This is a genomic window from Curtobacterium sp. BH-2-1-1 (assembly GCF_001806325.1).
GTDB lineage: Bacteria > Actinomycetota > Actinomycetes > Actinomycetales > Microbacteriaceae > Curtobacterium.
Map to the genome: position 1 here is coordinate 2,973,109 of NZ_CP017580.1, position 14,829 is coordinate 2,987,937.

General features: G+C 71.5%; 16 protein-coding genes. 9 read left to right on the plus strand and 7 right to left on the minus strand.

The window, feature by feature from the left end; translation table 11 throughout:
• Positions 1-67: 67 nt before the first annotated feature.
• The 3 genes from BJK06_RS14215 to BJK06_RS14225 are packed head-to-tail and all read right to left on the minus strand — an operon-like array spanning position 68 to position 2,560.
• Positions 68-667: a GNAT family N-acetyltransferase gene (locus BJK06_RS14215; protein ID WP_070418425.1), complete on the minus strand. Its 600-nt coding sequence runs from the start codon at positions 665-667 to the stop codon at positions 68-70.
• Between the two features lie 2 nt (positions 668-669).
• A complete protein-coding gene (trpS, locus tag BJK06_RS14220) occupies positions 670-1,680 on the minus strand; it encodes a tryptophan--tRNA ligase (RefSeq protein WP_070418426.1) in 1,011 nt (336 codons plus the stop codon).
• A gap of 37 nt (positions 1,681-1,717) precedes the next feature.
• A complete protein-coding gene (locus tag BJK06_RS14225) occupies positions 1,718-2,560 on the minus strand; it encodes an exodeoxyribonuclease III (protein WP_070418427.1) in 843 nt (280 codons plus the stop codon).
• Between the two features lie 56 nt (positions 2,561-2,616).
• Between BJK06_RS14225 and BJK06_RS14230 the strand changes: the two genes are divergently transcribed.
• A complete protein-coding gene (locus BJK06_RS14230; protein ID WP_070418428.1) occupies positions 2,617-2,952 on the plus strand; it encodes a hypothetical protein in 336 nt (111 codons plus the stop codon).
• Positions 2,953-3,018: 66 nt separating this feature from the next.
• Here BJK06_RS14230 and BJK06_RS14235 read toward each other — a convergent pair whose 3' ends face one another.
• Positions 3,019-3,291: an HPr family phosphocarrier protein gene (locus tag BJK06_RS14235; protein WP_070418429.1), complete on the minus strand. Its 273-nt coding sequence runs from the start codon at positions 3,289-3,291 to the stop codon at positions 3,019-3,021.
• A gap of 76 nt (positions 3,292-3,367) precedes the next feature.
• Positions 3,368-4,138, minus strand: coding sequence for a DeoR/GlpR family DNA-binding transcription regulator (locus BJK06_RS14240; protein WP_070419505.1), 771 nt, complete (start codon positions 4,136-4,138; stop codon positions 3,368-3,370).
• A gap of 266 nt (positions 4,139-4,404) precedes the next feature.
• Between BJK06_RS14240 and ptsP the strand changes: the two genes are divergently transcribed.
• The 4 genes from ptsP (at position 4,405) to BJK06_RS14260 (ending at position 9,366) form a co-directional block, all read left to right on the plus strand.
• Positions 4,405-6,060, plus strand: coding sequence for a phosphoenolpyruvate--protein phosphotransferase (gene ptsP / locus BJK06_RS14245; protein ID WP_083295279.1), 1,656 nt, complete (start codon positions 4,405-4,407; stop codon positions 6,058-6,060).
• Positions 6,061-6,132: 72 nt separating this feature from the next.
• A complete protein-coding gene (locus BJK06_RS14250; protein ID WP_070418430.1) occupies positions 6,133-7,689 on the plus strand; it encodes a PTS mannitol transporter subunit IICB in 1,557 nt (518 codons plus the stop codon).
• 85 nt (positions 7,690-7,774) lie between these two features.
• Positions 7,775-8,212: a PTS sugar transporter subunit IIA gene (locus BJK06_RS14255; protein WP_022907882.1), complete on the plus strand. Its 438-nt coding sequence runs from the start codon at positions 7,775-7,777 to the stop codon at positions 8,210-8,212.
• Positions 8,209-9,366, plus strand: a complete 1,158-nt coding sequence (locus BJK06_RS14260) for a mannitol-1-phosphate 5-dehydrogenase (RefSeq protein ID WP_070418431.1) — start codon at positions 8,209-8,211, stop codon at positions 9,364-9,366. Before BJK06_RS14255 ends, BJK06_RS14260 begins: the two co-directional genes overlap by 4 nt.
• A 92-nt stretch (positions 9,367-9,458) precedes the next feature.
• On the opposite strand, the gene BJK06_RS14265 is transcribed toward BJK06_RS14260, so the two are convergent.
• Positions 9,459-10,457 (minus strand): diacylglycerol kinase family protein, encoded by a 999-nt coding sequence (locus BJK06_RS14265; protein WP_083295280.1) that lies wholly within the window; start codon positions 10,455-10,457, stop codon positions 9,459-9,461.
• A gap of 186 nt (positions 10,458-10,643) precedes the next feature.
• Here BJK06_RS14265 and BJK06_RS14270 point away from each other — a divergent pair, with 186 nt between their 5' ends.
• The 4 genes from BJK06_RS14270 to BJK06_RS14285 all read left to right on the plus strand — a co-directional run bounded on the left by BJK06_RS14270 (position 10,644) and on the right by BJK06_RS14285 (position 14,099).
• Positions 10,644-11,906 (plus strand): ice-binding family protein, encoded by a 1,263-nt coding sequence (locus tag BJK06_RS14270; protein WP_070418432.1) that lies wholly within the window; start codon positions 10,644-10,646, stop codon positions 11,904-11,906.
• A gap of 10 nt (positions 11,907-11,916) precedes the next feature.
• Positions 11,917-12,861, plus strand: coding sequence for an NADP-dependent oxidoreductase (locus BJK06_RS14275; RefSeq protein ID WP_070418433.1), 945 nt, complete (start codon positions 11,917-11,919; stop codon positions 12,859-12,861).
• 72 nt (positions 12,862-12,933) lie between these two features.
• Positions 12,934-13,458 carry a DUF805 domain-containing protein gene (locus tag BJK06_RS14280; RefSeq protein ID WP_070418434.1) on the plus strand — a complete coding sequence of 175 codons (525 nt, stop codon included), beginning with the start codon at positions 12,934-12,936 and terminating at the stop codon, positions 13,456-13,458.
• Complete coding sequence (locus BJK06_RS14285) at positions 13,455-14,099, plus strand: DUF805 domain-containing protein (protein WP_083295281.1); 645 nt, start codon at positions 13,455-13,457, stop codon at positions 14,097-14,099. The genes BJK06_RS14280 and BJK06_RS14285 overlap by 4 nt, the downstream gene beginning before the upstream one ends.
• A 74-nt stretch (positions 14,100-14,173) precedes the next feature.
• Here BJK06_RS14285 and BJK06_RS14290 read toward each other — a convergent pair whose 3' ends face one another.
• Entirely contained in the window at positions 14,174-14,818 is a 645-nt protein-coding gene (locus BJK06_RS14290) for a TNT domain-containing protein (RefSeq protein ID WP_070418435.1), read from the minus strand.
• Positions 14,819-14,829 lie beyond the last annotated feature (11 nt).

Here is a 14,829-nt window from a genome sequence, read left to right on the forward strand (position 1 = left end):
CCGAGGGGTGCGCTGCGGGGGAGGCCGCGGAGTCCGACGGCCGAGGGGTGACGGTCACGGTCCGAGACTATCCGCGAACGGTCGGTGACGCGTCATCCGGGCGTGCCGTCGTCGTCTCGGCCGGCCACGGCAGGTCGGACGCGGGAGCGCCGTCGGCCCGCCGGAGCCCCTTCCACGCTGTCGTCGGAGCGCCGTCCCGCCCGGGGATGAGCGCGTCGCCGGTGCCGGTGTACGAGAACCCCGCGGCACGGGCGACCGAGGCCGAGGCGGTGTTGCCGGCGTAGCACTCCCAGTACACGTCCGGCGCACCCTGCGCGAAGGCCCAGTCGAGCACGAGGCTCACGGCGTCGTGCATCAGTCCGGCGCCGCGTGCGGAGGGTGCGAGCCAGAAGCCGAGGTCGCGCCGCGCAGTGCGGTACCCGATGATCCCCTCGAGCCAGGTGGACCCCGTCCGACGGATCGCCCAGGTGTACTCGCGGTCGGAGGCCCAGCCCGGACCGACGAGCGCGTCGACGAAGGTCGTGGCGTCCCGGGCGGTGTACGGCGTGGGGATCGTCGTCCAGCGCACGATGTCCGGGTCATGGCAGGCCTCGGTGATCGCCGTCGCGTCCGCCCGGGTGGGCACGTCGAGGTGCACCCGGGCAGACGACAGCGTGACGGGGCGCACGGTCAGCGCCGGGTGCGGGGCACGAAGCCGATGCGCTCGTAGACCTTCGCGAGGGTCTCGGCGGCGATCGACTCGGCACGCTCGGCGCCGACGGCGAGGAGCCGGTCGAGCTCGGCCGGGTCGTCGAGCAGCTCGAGTGTGCGGGCACGCACGGGCTCGAGCTCGGCCACGACGGCGTCGGCGACCTCGCCCTTCAGGTCGCCGTAGCCCTTGCCTTGGAACGACTCCTCGAGCGCGGCGACCGGGGTGCCGGTGAACGCCGAGAGGATCGACAGCAGGTTCGTCACGCCCGGCTTCGCCTGACGGTCGGCCCGGATCTCGCGCTCGGTGTCGGTGACCGCCGAGCGGATCTTCTTCGCGGTGCGCTTCGGGTCGTCGAGCAGGCGGATGAGGCCGTTGTCGGACGCGGCCGACTTGCTCATCTTGCTCGTCGGGTCCTGCAGGTCGTAGATCCGCGCCGTGTCGGTGAGGATCCGGGCCTCCGGTACGACGAACGTGTCGCCGAACCGCGAGTTGAAGCGCCCGGCGAGGTCGCGGGTGAGCTCGACGTGCTGCCGCTGGTCGTCACCGACCGGCACGACCTTCGTGTCGTACAGCAGGATGTCCGCCGCCATCAGGATCGGGTACGTGAAGAGCCCGACCGACGCGGCTTCGGTGCCCTGCCGGGCGGACTTGTCCTTGAACTGGGTCATCCGGCTCGCCTCGCCGAAGCCGGTGAGCGTGTTCAGCACCCACGCGAGCTCGGCGTGCGCCGGGACGTGCGACTGCACGAACAGCGTCGCCTTGGTCGGGTCGATGCCCGAGGCGATGTACTGCGCGGCCGTCGCCCGGGTGTTCGCGCGGAGCTCGGCCGGGTCCTGCGGGGACGTGATCGCGTGCATGTCGACGACGCAGTAGATGGCGTCGTAGTCGTCGAGCAGCGTCCGCCACTGCATGAGCGCGCCGATGTAGTTGCCGAGGTGGAGGGAACCGGCCGAGGGCTGGATGCCCGAGAAGATGCGCGTCTTGGTCATGGTGCTGTCCTGTGCTGGAGAAGTGTGGGGGTGCGGGTCAGAGTTCGTAGTCGACGACCACGGGGGCGTGGTCGGACCATCGCTGGTCGTACGCGGCGGCGCGGTCGACCGTGTACTGCGTGACCTTCGCGGCGAGCTCCGGGGTCGCCATCTGGTAGTCGATCCGCCAGCCCGTGTCGTTGTCGAACGCCTGACCGCGCCACGACCACCACGTGTACGGCCCCTCGACGTCGCCGGCCTGGGCGCGACCGACGTCGACCCAGCCGAGACCGGGCCCGGTGGTGCCGTCGGCGCCCTCGACCTGGGCCCCCTGCTCGCCGAAGAACCGCGAGAAGTAGGCACGCTCACGCGGCAGGAAGCCCGCGCGCTTGACGTTGCCCTTCCAGTTCTTGATGTCCCGCTGGTCGTGCCCGACGTTGAGGTCACCGACGACGACCGCGAGCGGGTTGTGCTCGCGGAGCTTCGGCAGCCGCTCGGTCATCGCGTCGAGGAACTTCCACTTCTCGTCCTGCTTCGGGGTGTCCACCTCGCCCGAGTGCACGTACGTCGAGACGACCGTCACCGTGGTGCCGCCGATCTCGTAGTCGGCCTCGAGCCAGCGCCCGGCGGAGTCGAAGTCGTCCGCACCGAGCGCGACGCGGTGCACGTGCGCGCTGTGGCGGGAGGCGATCGCGACGCCCGCCCGACCCTTCGCGGTCGCGGGGTCGTGCACGATGTCCCACTCGTCGCCGAGGAGCCCGGCGAGGTCGTCGCTCGACGCGCGGACCTCTTGCAGGGCGAGTACGTCGACGTCGCGGGTGGCGAGCCAGTCGCCCATGCCCTTCCGGAACGCGGCACGGATGCCGTTCACGTTGACGGATGCGAGGCGCAGGCGTGTCATGCAGAACACCCTATCGGCGGGTGCCGACACGGCTGCGCCGGTCGTAGGCTCGCGCCGTGACCGTCGTGATGACCGTGGGGGAGCTGCTCGCCGCGTTCCGTCCCGTGGCCGAGCAGATGCTGCGTCCGGAGGAGTTCCGGGGAGCGGAGTTCTGGGTGTACAGCGACTGGTCCGAACGACTGCGGCGGGTGGTCGACACCGAGGTCGCCGACGAGGGGATGGCGCTCGCCTGGTCGATCGCCGGGGACGACGGCGATTCGTGGCTGTGGCTCCGCGACGGGGAACCGGAGATGCTGCTGAAGATCGCCGACGACCTGCAGGACTTCATCGCTGAGAGCGCCTTCGCCTGGGGCGAGCTGCGCCCGATCCCGCCGCTGGGGCAGGAGCAGTAGGGGCGACCGGACGACGGACGGGAGGCGCGGTGCCAGCTGGCACCGCGCCTCCCGTCCGTCCTGTCGTCAGGCCGCGTCGTGGTCCGTCTTGAGGAACTCGACCAGGCTGTCCGCGGTGGTCTCGGCGTCGTCGCCGTTCACCGTGAGGGTGACCTCGTCGCCGTTCTCGATGCCGAGGCCGAGGAGCGCGAGGATGCTGCCGGCGTTCCCGGACTTGTCGCCCTTCGCGATCGTGACCTGGTGGCCGGACGCGGTCACGGTCTGGACGAAGAGGGAGGCCGGGCGTGCGTGCAGGCCGGACGCGCTGGCGACGGTGACGGTGCGGGTGGCTTCGGACATCGATGTACTCCTGTCGATGGGTGGTTGGCTCATGGTAGCGAGCGCGGGGTGGGCGGTTCCGGGGCGGGACGCAGGGTCAGTCGCGGCCGGGCCAGAAGACCTCGGTGCCGGCGGCCTCGACCTCGCGGACGAGGTCGGCGTTCACGCCGGGATCGGTGATGATCGTGTCGATCGCGGCGAGCGGGGCGACGCGGCCGAACTCCTCGCGACCGAACTTGGTGTGGTCGGCGAGCAGGATGCTGCGGCGCGCGGACTTGATCATCGCGGACTTCACGGCGGCCTCGGCCATGTTGTGCGTCGTGAGGCCGCGCTCGGGCGTGATGCCGTTGATGCTGATGAACGCGACGTCGACGCTGACCATCCCGATGAGCTGGTGCGTCCACGTGCCGACGCCGGCGAGCGAGTCGCTGCGGATGTTGCCGCCGAGCAGGTGCAGGTCGATGCCCGGTCGGTTCGCGACCGCCATCGCCACGGGCAGGGAGTGCGTCACGACGGTGAGGCCACGGTCGGTCGGGAGCAGCTCGGCGAGGCAGATCGTCGAGGTGCCGGCGTCGATCATGACGGACCCGTTCTCGGGCAGCTCGCCGAGCGCGGCCTCGGCGATGACCATCTTCTCGGCCTGGTTGATGCCGCCACGGTCGCCGACCCCCGGGTGCAGGGTGATGCGCTCGACGGGGATCGCGCCACCGTGCGCACGTCGGACCAGCCCGCGCCGCTCGAGCGAGGTGAGGTCGCGGCGGATCGTCTCCGGGGTCACCTCGAGCAGCTCGGCGAGGTCCTTGACGTCGACCCGGCCCTGCGCACGCGCCTGTTCGACGATGCGCTGGTGGCGCTCTGGTGCGTACATCGGGGCCTCGTCGTCTCGGAAGCGGTGGGGGAGTCGGAACGGAACGGACACGACCGGGCACGTCTTCGGCGACCGCGATCCGAACGGATCCGCCACCAGACGCAAACGGGCATCTGTTTCTGCATTTTTATCCCCGGATGTGTTTGTTTGTCAACGTGGATCGGGGTATGGTGCTGCTCAGCCGCACCGGCGGGGTCTCGTCTCCGCGCTGCGCGCACCGAACGAACCACCCCACCGCAAGCGCGCGTGAGATGAAGGAGTCTCGAATGTCCGAACTGCTCGGCACCGGCGTCGGCCGTGGCGTCGCCCACGGCCCCGTGCTCCGCATGGCCGACCCGCTCGGCGAACCGTCGAAGGACGCCCTGACCGGTTCGGCGGACGACGCGAAGCAGGCCGTGGCCGCCGCGATCGCAGCGGTGGCGGAGGACCTCAACAAGCGGGGGCAGCTCGCCGGCGGGGACGCCCAGGCCGTGCTCGAGGCGCAGGCGCTCATGGCGCAGGACCCGACCCTCCTCGACGACGTGCACGCCCGCATCGACGGCGGCACCAACGCCGAACGCGCCGTGTTCGAGGCGTTCGGCCAGTTCCGCGACCTGCTCGTCTCGATGGGCGGGTACATGGGGGAGCGCGCCGCCGACCTCGACGACGTCGCCCAGCGCATCATCGCCAAGCTCCGCGGCGTCCACGCCCCGGGTGTGCCCGAGTCGGACACCCCCTTCGTGCTCGTCGCCCGCGACCTCGCGCCGGCCGACACCGCACTCCTCGACCTCGACAAGGTCCTCGCCCTCGTCACGCGTGACGGCGGCCCGACCTCGCACACGGCGATCCTCGCCCGCGCCAAGGGCATCACCGCGATCGTCGGCGTGACCGGCGCGGACGACCTGTCCGACGGCACGGTCGTCGTCGTGGACGCCGCCGCCGGCACCGTCGTGACCGACCCGTCGGCCGAACTCGTCGCCGACGTCGAGCAGCGCATCGCCGACCGCCTCGCCGCGGCCGCAGCGCCCCTGACCGCCGGCGCACTCGCCGACGGGCACACCGTCCCGCTGCTCGCGAACCTCGGCAGCCCCGCCGACGCCGCGGGCGCCGTTGCTCTCGGTGCGGAGGGCGTGGGGCTCTTCCGCACCGAGTTCCTCTTCCTCGACTCGCCGAAGGCGCCGACCGTCGACGAGCAGAAGGACTCCTACAAGCAGCTGCTCGAGGCCTTCCCGGGCAAGAAGGTCGTCGTCCGGGCGCTCGACGCGGGTGCCGACAAGCCCCTGCCGTTCCTCACCGACAAGGACGAGGAGAACCCGGCCCTCGGTCGACGCGGTCTCCGGGCGCTCCGGAACCACCCCGAGGTGCTCCGCGACCAGCTCACCGCGCTCGCCCAGGCCGACGCCGAGACCGAGGCCGACCTCTGGGTGATGGCCCCGATGGTCGCCGACGCCGAGGAGACCGAGTACTTCGTCGACCTCGCCCGCGAGCTCGGGATCCGCACCGCCGGTGTGATGGCCGAGGTCCCCTCGCTCGCGCTGATGGCCGAGCAGGTGTTCACCTCCGCCGACTTCGTGTCGATCGGCACGAACGACCTGACCCAGTACACGATGGCCGCCGACCGCATGCTCGGCACCGTTGCGTCCTACCAGGACCCGTGGCACCCCGCCGTGCTCCGCCTCGTCGCGCAGCTCGGCGCAGCGGGTGCGGACGCCGGCAAGCCCGTCGGCATCTGCGGCGAGGCAGCGGCCGACCCGCTGCTCGCCGTCGTGCTCGTCGGTCTCGGCGCCACGACCCTCTCCATGACCCCCGCGGCCCTGGCCGACGTGCGCGCCGAACTCGGCAAGCACACCCTCGACCAGGCCCGCGAGATGGCACAGGCGGCACTCGCCGCGAGCACGGCGGCGGCCGCCAAGTCCGCCGCGGCCGCGACGCACGCCGCCTGATCCGACCCCCCCCCCCCCAGCACCACCTCCCCTCCACACGCAGCAGCAGCACCTCACAGAAAGTCACCGCACATGACAACGTCGTCCGTTGCAGCGCCCGACGCCCCCGCGAATTCGCGGGGCGGCGCACGCGTCGCCGTTCAGAAGTTCGGCACGTTCCTCTCCGGCATGGTCATGCCCAACATCGCGATCTTCATCGCGTGGGGCATCATCACCGCCTTCTTCATCGAGACCGGCTGGACGCCCGTGGGCATCCTCGGCGGCTTCGGTGAGACGGGCGGCGTCGCGAACGTCGGCCTCGTCGGCCCGATCCTGACCTACCTCATCCCGCTCGCGATCGCGATCCAGGGTGGCCGGATGGTCTACGAGACCCGTGGTGCGGTGGTCGGTTCGATCATGACCATGGGTGTCATCATCGGCGCCAACGGCACGACGATGATCCTCGGCGCGATGATCTGCGGGCCGCTCGGCGCGTACCTCATCAAGCAGATCGACAAGCTCTGGGACGGCAAGATCAAGCCGGGCTTCGAGATGCTCGTGAACAACTACGCGGCCGGCATCCTCGGCTTCGGGTTGGCCATGGCCGGGTTCTTCTGGCTCGCGCCGCTGTTCAAGCTCATCGCCGAGGGCCTCGGCGACGCGGTGAACTTCCTCGTCCAGCACTCGCTGCTCCCGCTCGCCAGCGTGATCATCGAGCCGGCCAAGGTGTTCTTCCTCAACAACGCCATCAACCACGGTGTGCTCGACCAGCTCGGCGCGCAGCAGGTCCAAGAGTCCGGCAAGAGCATCCTCTTCCTGCTCGAGGCGAACCCCGGCCCGGGTCTCGGCATCCTGCTCGCCTTCACCTTCTTCGGTGTCGGCATCGCCCGCTCGACCGCTCCCGGCGCGATCATCATCCAGTTCCTCGGCGGCATCCACGAGATCTACTTCCCGTACGTGCTGCAGAAGCCGGTCCTGTTCATCGCCGTCATCCTCGGTGGTGCCACGGGCGTCGCGACCAACGTCGCGTTCCACTCCGGTCTCGTCGCCCCGGCGTCGCCCGGATCGATCTTCGCGGTGCTCGGTGCGACGGCGAAGGACAGCTTCCTCGGCGTCATCCTCTCGGTCATCCTGTCCGCAGCGGTGTCGTTCGCGGTCGCGTCGTTCTTCCTCATCGCGACCCGCAAGCGTGACCTCGCGAACGGTGGCGGCGACATGAGCGCCGCGATGGCGAAGCTCCAGGCGAACAAGGGCCGCGACGTCAACGCCGCGACCTCGGGCCTGCTCGGCAACAACTCCCCGGCGAACGAGGAGGAGGCCGAGGCCTCGCTCGGCGGCGTCGGTTCGGCGACCACCGCGACCGCCACCCGCGTCCAGAACCTCGTGTTCGCCTGCGACGCCGGCATGGGCTCCAGCGCGATGGGCGCCAGCGTCCTCCGCAACAAGATCAAGAAGGCGGGCATCGAAGGGGTCACGGTCTCCAACAAGGCGATCGCGAACCTCTCCGGTGACGAGGACCTGATCATCACGCAGGAGGAGCTGACGGAGCGCGCGAAGCAGAAGAACCCGAACGCACAGCACGTGTCGGTCGGCAACTTCATGAACGCGCCGCAGTACGACCAGGTCGTCGAACAGCTCAAGAACCAGTAACGAAGTGCAGTATCGGAGGGGACGGGCCACGGCTCGTCCCCTCCACACGTCCACGACGCCACGTCACGAAGCAAGGAGAACCCCGATGCCCGTCCTGCAGGAGAGCCAGATCCGGATCCACACCGAGGACACCGCACCGACCAAGTCGGAGGCGATGAAGGAGGCTGCCGAGATCCTCGAGGCTGCAGGCGCGGTCACGGCGGACTACTACCCGGCGATGCTCGAGCGCGAGAAGAGCGTCTCGACCTACATGGGGAACTTCCTCGCCATCCCGCACGGCACGAACGACGCGAAGGACGCCATCAAGTCCTCGGCGCTGTCGTTCATCCGCTACGCGACCCCGATCGACTGGGACGGCAACCCCGTCCGCTTCGTCGTCGGCATCGCGGGCGTCAACAACGAGCACCTCGACATCCTGTCCAAGATCGCGATCGTGTTCAGCGACGAGGACGAGGTCCAGAAGCTGACCGACGCACCGGACACCGCCGCGATCCTGTCGATCCTCGGTGAGGTCAACGAGTGAGCACCCCCACCGCCGTCCACTTCGGCGCGGGCAACATCGGCCGCGGCTTCGTCGGCCTGCTCCTGCACGAGGCCGGCTACGAGGTCGTCTTCGCCGACGTCGCCGCGCCCCTCATCGACGCTCTCGCCGCTGCCGACTCGTACACGGTGCACGAGGTCGGTCAGAACGCGCGCGACCACGAGGTCACGAACTTCCGTGCCCTGAACAGCGCCCAGGACGAATCGGCCGTCGTCGCCGAGATCGCCACGGCGTCCATCGTCACCTGCGCCGTCGGACCGAACGTCCTGAAGTTCATCGCGCCGGTCATCGCGAAGGCGCTCCAGCAGCGCGACGCGGACGCCGCGCCGATCGCCGTGATGGCGTGCGAGAACGCCCTCAACGCCACCGACCGCCTGCGCGAGTTCATCGTCGAGGCGCTCCCCGCCGACGTCCGCGACCAGGCCCTCGCCAAGGCTGTCTTCGCGAACACCGCGGTCGACCGCATCGTCCCGGCGCAGCCCGAGGGCGCGGGCCTGGACGTCACCGTCGAGACCTACTTCGAGTGGGCCGTCGACCGCACGCCGTTCGGCGGGAACGAGCCGGAGATCCCCGGCGCCCACTACGTCGACGGCCTCGCCGCGTCGATCGAGCGCAAGCTCTTCACGGTGAACACCGGGCACGCGACCGTCGCGTACCACGGCTTCCTCGCCGGGGCGGACAAGATCTCGGACGCCATCGCGATCCCCGCGGTCCGGTCCGAGCTCGAGTCCGTGCTCGCCGAGACGAGCGACCTGCTCGTCCGCCGCCACGAGCTCGACCCCGAGGTGCACCGTGCGTACGTGCAGGCCATCATCGGGCGCTTCGAGAACCCGCACCTGCCCGACACCGTGACGCGCGTCGGCCGACAGCCGCTGCGCAAGCTCTCCCGCGACGAGCGCTTCGTGTCGCCCGCCGCCGCCCTCGCCGAGGACGGCACGGAGCCGACGGCGCTGCTCGACGCCATGGGCGCCGCGCTGCATTTCGACGTGCCGGACGACGAGCAGAGCGTCGAACTCCAGGCGCTGCTGCGCTCGGACCGGAGCGACGCCGAGGTCGTGACCGAGATCACCGGGCTCGACGAGCAGCACCCGCTGCACGCCGCGTTCGCGGACCGGGTGCGGTCCGCGCGCGCCTAGCGTCCTCGACGCAACCACCTGACGGACTGGAGGCGCGGTGCCGGCTGGCACCGCGCCTCCAGTCCGTCACGCGCCCACGTCGGACCGCCGTGTCAGGCCGTCCGCAGCACGAGACCGCCGTGCTCGACGCGCAGGCTGGCAGCGGCCACCAGGCCGAACGGATCACCGTCCAACTGCAGCTGTTCGGGCTCGTCGAGCACGAGGTCGAGTCGCCGCGCCGTCGTGTAGCCGAGCGTCCGCGACCGCGGCAGGAAGCGCGCGAGCAGCCGTCCGAAGCGCGTCCGGTGGTAGAAGCGGTTGAGCGACAGGCCGTAGCCGATCTTCGTCCAGCCGAAGGCGCCACGTGGGCGGAACGCCACCGCGTCGAGGAGCCCGTCGTCCGGCTGCGCTTCGGGGAGGAGCAGCAGGCCGGCCGTGAGGGTCCCGCAGTTGCCCACGATGACGGTGTGCGCCCGCATGCCGTGCTCGTCGCCCTCGTCGAGGCGGTACCGGAGGTCGACCTGGCGGTTGCCGACCACGGACCGCATGATCGGGTCGGAGTAGGCGAGCCAGCCGAAGCGCTTCTTCAGGCCGGCGTTCGTGTCCGCGGCCATCCGGGCGTCGAGCCCGATCCCCGCCATCACGAGGAACGCGTGCTCGGTCGTGTCCCCGTCGGCGGTGGTGAGCGCGGCGAACGCGACGTCGACGGCACGGTCAGCGCCGTGGAACGCCGACCGGACGGCCGCGGTGACGTCACCGATCGGGATGCCGAGGTTCCGTGCGTAGAGGTTGCCGGTGCCCGTCGGGAGCAGGGCGATCGGGATGCCGGACCCGTGCAGCACCTCGGCCGCGACCCGCAGCGTGCCGTCGCCACCGACGACCAGCACGACGTCGGGTGCGCTGTCACGAGCGGCGCGTGCGGCGGCGCGGCCGTCGTCGTCGGCCGCGGTCTCGAACCAGGCGGTGTCGGCCCAGCCGAGCGACCCCTGCTCGGTGGCGACCGCCGAGCGGAGGGCGGCGAGGTCGACCGCGGAGGGGTTCACGACGACGGCTGCGTGCTGCGGGCCGGCCGTCCGGTGCGTGCGGTCGGGGGCTGCGGGAGTGGAGGGCACCAGTCGACGGTACCGCCGGACGCGAGGCGATCGCGCCGCGGACCGGTGTGTCCGATCCCCGCGGATCCGCCGAACCTGGCAATCGGGACCCTCACGCACAGGTGCGCGAGCGAGACTCGCGGCACGGCGAGTGCCGGGTGACTTCGACACCTGTGCGGTACCTCTCCTGAACAGGCAGGGGCCGTCATGGCCAGCACGCCCATCGTCCGCTCACTCGCCCTCATCGGCACCGGGATCGGACTGGCGGCAGCGCTGGCGCTCGCGTCCTCCGGTCCCGCCTCGGCCGCGACCGTCATCGACGGTCCGATCGGGCTCGGCACGGCCGCGACGTACGGCGTCCTCGGCGCCTCGACCGTCACGAACACCGGACCCACCACCGTCCAGGGCGACCTCGGCCTCTCCCCGGGGACCTCGATCACCGGGTTCGGCGGACCCGGCAACGGGATCGTGAACGGCACGGTGCACCAGACCGACGCGGCAGCGACCCAGGCGCAGGCCGACACCACGACCGCGTACAACGTCGCTGCGTCGCTGACCCCGACGCAGACCGGCGTCTCGGAGCTGAACGGGCTCAGCCTGTCGCCCGGCGTCTACACCGGCGACGCACTTCGGCTCGCGGACACCGGGACGCTGACGCTCGCGGGCAGCGCCGACTCCGTGTGGGTGTTCCAGGCCGCATCGACGCTGACGATCGGATCGGGCACGCGCATCCTCACCACGGGTGGCGCGAGCTCCTGCAACGTCTTCTGGCAGGTCGGCAGTTCGGCCACGATCGGCAGCGCCGCACAGTTCCAGGGCACGGTCCTCGCGGACCAGTCCGTCACGGCCACCACGGGTGCGACGGTCGTCGGGCGTCTGCTCGCGCGCACCGCGGCCGTCACGCTCGACACGAACACGATCACCGCGCCGACCGGGTGCCCGGCCCCCGGCACCCCCTCCGAGACGGTGGCTCCGACCATCACGTCCGGCACCCCCACGGCCGCGACCGCCGGCACGCCCTACTCGTTCCCGGTGACGGCGACCGGGACGCCCGCGCCGACGTACTCGGACGGCGGGACCCTGCCGCCCGGGCTCACGATCAACCCCACGACCGGGGTCATCTCCGGCACCCCGACGACGCCCGGCACCACGACGGTGACGATCACGGCGGACAACGGCACGGCCCCGGCCGACACCGAGACGTACGTGCTCACCGTCCGCGCTCCCGCGGTGGTCCCGACGCCGACCCCCACTCCCTCGGCACCGACGTCGAGCGCTCCGGCCGTGCCGGTCGCTGCGGGCTCGGGCAGCGGTGGTCCCGGGAACTCCCCGGCGGAACTCGCCTTCACCGGCAGCGACCCGACGGTGCCGCTCACGATCGCCGGAGCACTCCTCGTCGCCGGCTCCGCACTGCTCGTGCTGCGGTCCCGTACCCTGCGTGCCCGACGACGTCCGGCACCGCGCGCGTAGCGTCGGGAGAATGACGAAGCACTGGGTGGCCCCGCGGTTCGGCGGCAGCGAAGTCCTCGAGTACGTCGAGACCGAGGTGCCGGCCCCGGGGCTCGGCGAGGTGACGATCGACGTCCGCGCTGCGGGCATGAACCCCGCCGACACGAAGCACACCCGACAGGGCGACCCGTCGGACCTGCCGATCGCGATCGGCTACGAGGTCGCGGGCGTCCTGAGCGCCGTCGGTCCGGACACCGAGATCGCGTCCGGCGGGGGAGCGGTCGGTGACGAGGTCCTCGCCTTCCGGGTCGCTGGTGGCTGGGCCGAGCGACTCACGGTGCCGGCACGGGACGTGTTCGCCAAGCCCGCGGCCCTCGGCTTCCCCGAAGCCGCGAACCTCCTGCTCGCCGGCACCACCGCCGCGGACATGCTCCGGGTGACCCGGGCCTCGGGGAACGACACGGTCCTCGTGCACGGTGCCGCCGGTGCCGTCGGGGTCAGCCTCCTGCAGCAGCTCCGCCTCCTCGGGGCGCGGGTCATCGGCACCGCATCCCAGCGCAACGCCGACACCGTCGCGGACTTCGGCGGTGAGTGGATCGCCTACGGCGACGGACTCGAGGACCGGGTCCGGGCACTCGTGGCCGACGGCACGGGCGACGGCGTCGACGTGGCGCTCGACTGCGTCGGGACCGACGAGGCCGTCGACGTCTCGCTCGCGCTCGTCGCGGACCGGTCGCGCATCGTCACGATCGCCGCGTTCGGTCGTGCGGGGGCCGACGGCATCCGGGCGATCGGCGGAGCCCAGCCGGAGAGCAAGGCGTTCCGAGACTCGGTGCGGCAGCGACTCATCGACCTCGCGGGCGACGGGCAGCTCGCCGTCCCCGTCGCGCGGACGTTCCCGCTCGCCGAGGCGAAGTCCGCGGCCGAGGTGCTCGAGTCGCAGCACCCCGGCGGGAAGCTCGCGCTCGTCCCCTGACCCCGCGCGGACGTGGCCGGGGCGTTCTGGTTGAATCGCACTCGTACTTCAGCCAACACCCGAGGGGGACCCATGACCGACCAGTACCCGCCGCAGAACCCGTACGGCCAGCAGCCCGCACCGACCGGGCCCGGGGGCGAGCCGCCGATCTGGGCGCCCTGGTACGGCATCTCGTTCGGCAAGGCGTTCTCGCGCTTCTTCAAGAAGTACGCGACGTTCAGCGGCCGCGCGAGCCGCAGCGAGTACTGGTGGTGGTACCTCTGGAGCGCCATCATCGGCACGGTGGCGTCGATCATCACGGGCATCCTGACGGCGGCCACCGGCACGACGACCACCACGACCTCCTCGACGTACGTGGGCTTCTCGACGATGTCGACCAACCCGCTCGCCGGGACGGCCTTCTGGATCGTCGGACTCGCGCTCATCATCCCGACGCTGGCGCTCATCGTGCGACGCCTCCACGACGCGAACATCAGCGGGCTCTTCGCGCTGCTGCTGCTGATCCCGTTCCTCGGTGCGGTCGCGGTGTTCATCATGATGTTCCTGCCGTCGAACCCGCAGGGCGCCCGGTTCGACCGACCGACCGGGTCGCGATGACGACCGGCGGCGAACCCGGGTGGGGACAGCCGGACGGGCAGCAGCCGCCGGCCGGGCAGCCGTACGGCCAGCCCTCGGCGCCGTACGGGCAGCAGAACGGCCAGCAGTACGGCCAGACGTTCCCGCCGTACGGCCAGCCGTACGCGCAGCTCCAGCCCCCGATCCCGGTCGGGCCGGACGGCACGCCCCCGCTCTGGGCACCCTGGTACGGCATCGGCTTCCTCGACGCCGCCACGCGCTTCTTCAAGAAGTACGCGCGGTTCGACGGGCGCGCCAGCCGGAGCGAGTTCTGGTTCTGGGCGCTCGCCAACGGGCTGGTCAACCTCGTCTTCCTCGGCGCCTACCTCGTCGCGCTGTTCTCGTGGATCGCGGCGAACACCTCGACCGACGCGTACGGCGTGGCACGGTCCGACGCCGTGGGGCCGCCCGTCGTCGCGCTGCTGATCGGCGGGGTCTGGGGGCTCTGGTGGCTCGCGACGATCGTGCCGAGCCTGGCCCTGGGGTGGCGCCGGGTGCACGACGCGAACCTGGCCGGACCGTTCTGGCTCATCGCGCTGTTCGTCGGGATCGCCGGGATCGTCTTCGGTGCCCTCGAGTCGAACCCGGCCGGTGCGCAGTACGACCGCCCCGACCTCGGGTAGCACGACCACCACGACGAAGCGGCCCGCCCCGGCGGGGGGCGGGCCGCTTCGTCGTGGTGCGGTCGGGGCGCGGGTCAGACCACTCGGAGCCGCGAGAGCGAACCGTCCACGACCAGGTCGCGCACCGTGACGGACGGATCCGCCGTCTGGAAGCGCAACGCGCCTCCGGGCTGGTCGAACCAGGGCTGGACGAACCGGACCGTCACCAGGAACGGCCGTTCGACCAGGTAGCGGTGCGTCTCGGGTGCCGACGCGACGTGCGGCGGCAGTGAGCGCTGCGGCAGCGGGGTGTCGAGCGGGTGCAGCAGGTAGCCGTCCGGGCCACCGACGCGGTCCACCGGCACGCCGGCCGGCACCTGGATCGTGAGGCCCTGCTCGCCCGCCTGCGCCACCTGCTGCGCGAGCTGCGGGTACGTCGACGCCGCCCGGTCGCGGAGCCCGTCGAGCTCGTACCGGGGGATGTCCTTCGGCGCCGGGAACGGCCGGTTGAGGAAGCGACGGAGCATCTCGACCGCGTCCGCCTCGCCCCGGGCGGTCGCGAGACGCCGCGCGGTGCCGTAGTCGACGACCTCGAGCGCGAAGTCGCCCGTGCCCTCGACCGCGACGACGCGGAGCGCGCCCTCGACCGGGGGCTCGTGCAGGGTCTCTCCGGGGAGCTGCACGTAGCGGATCGTGTAGCCGAGCTGGTCGAGGATGGGGCGGGTGTCCGCGAAGGTCATGGAGCGGAGCC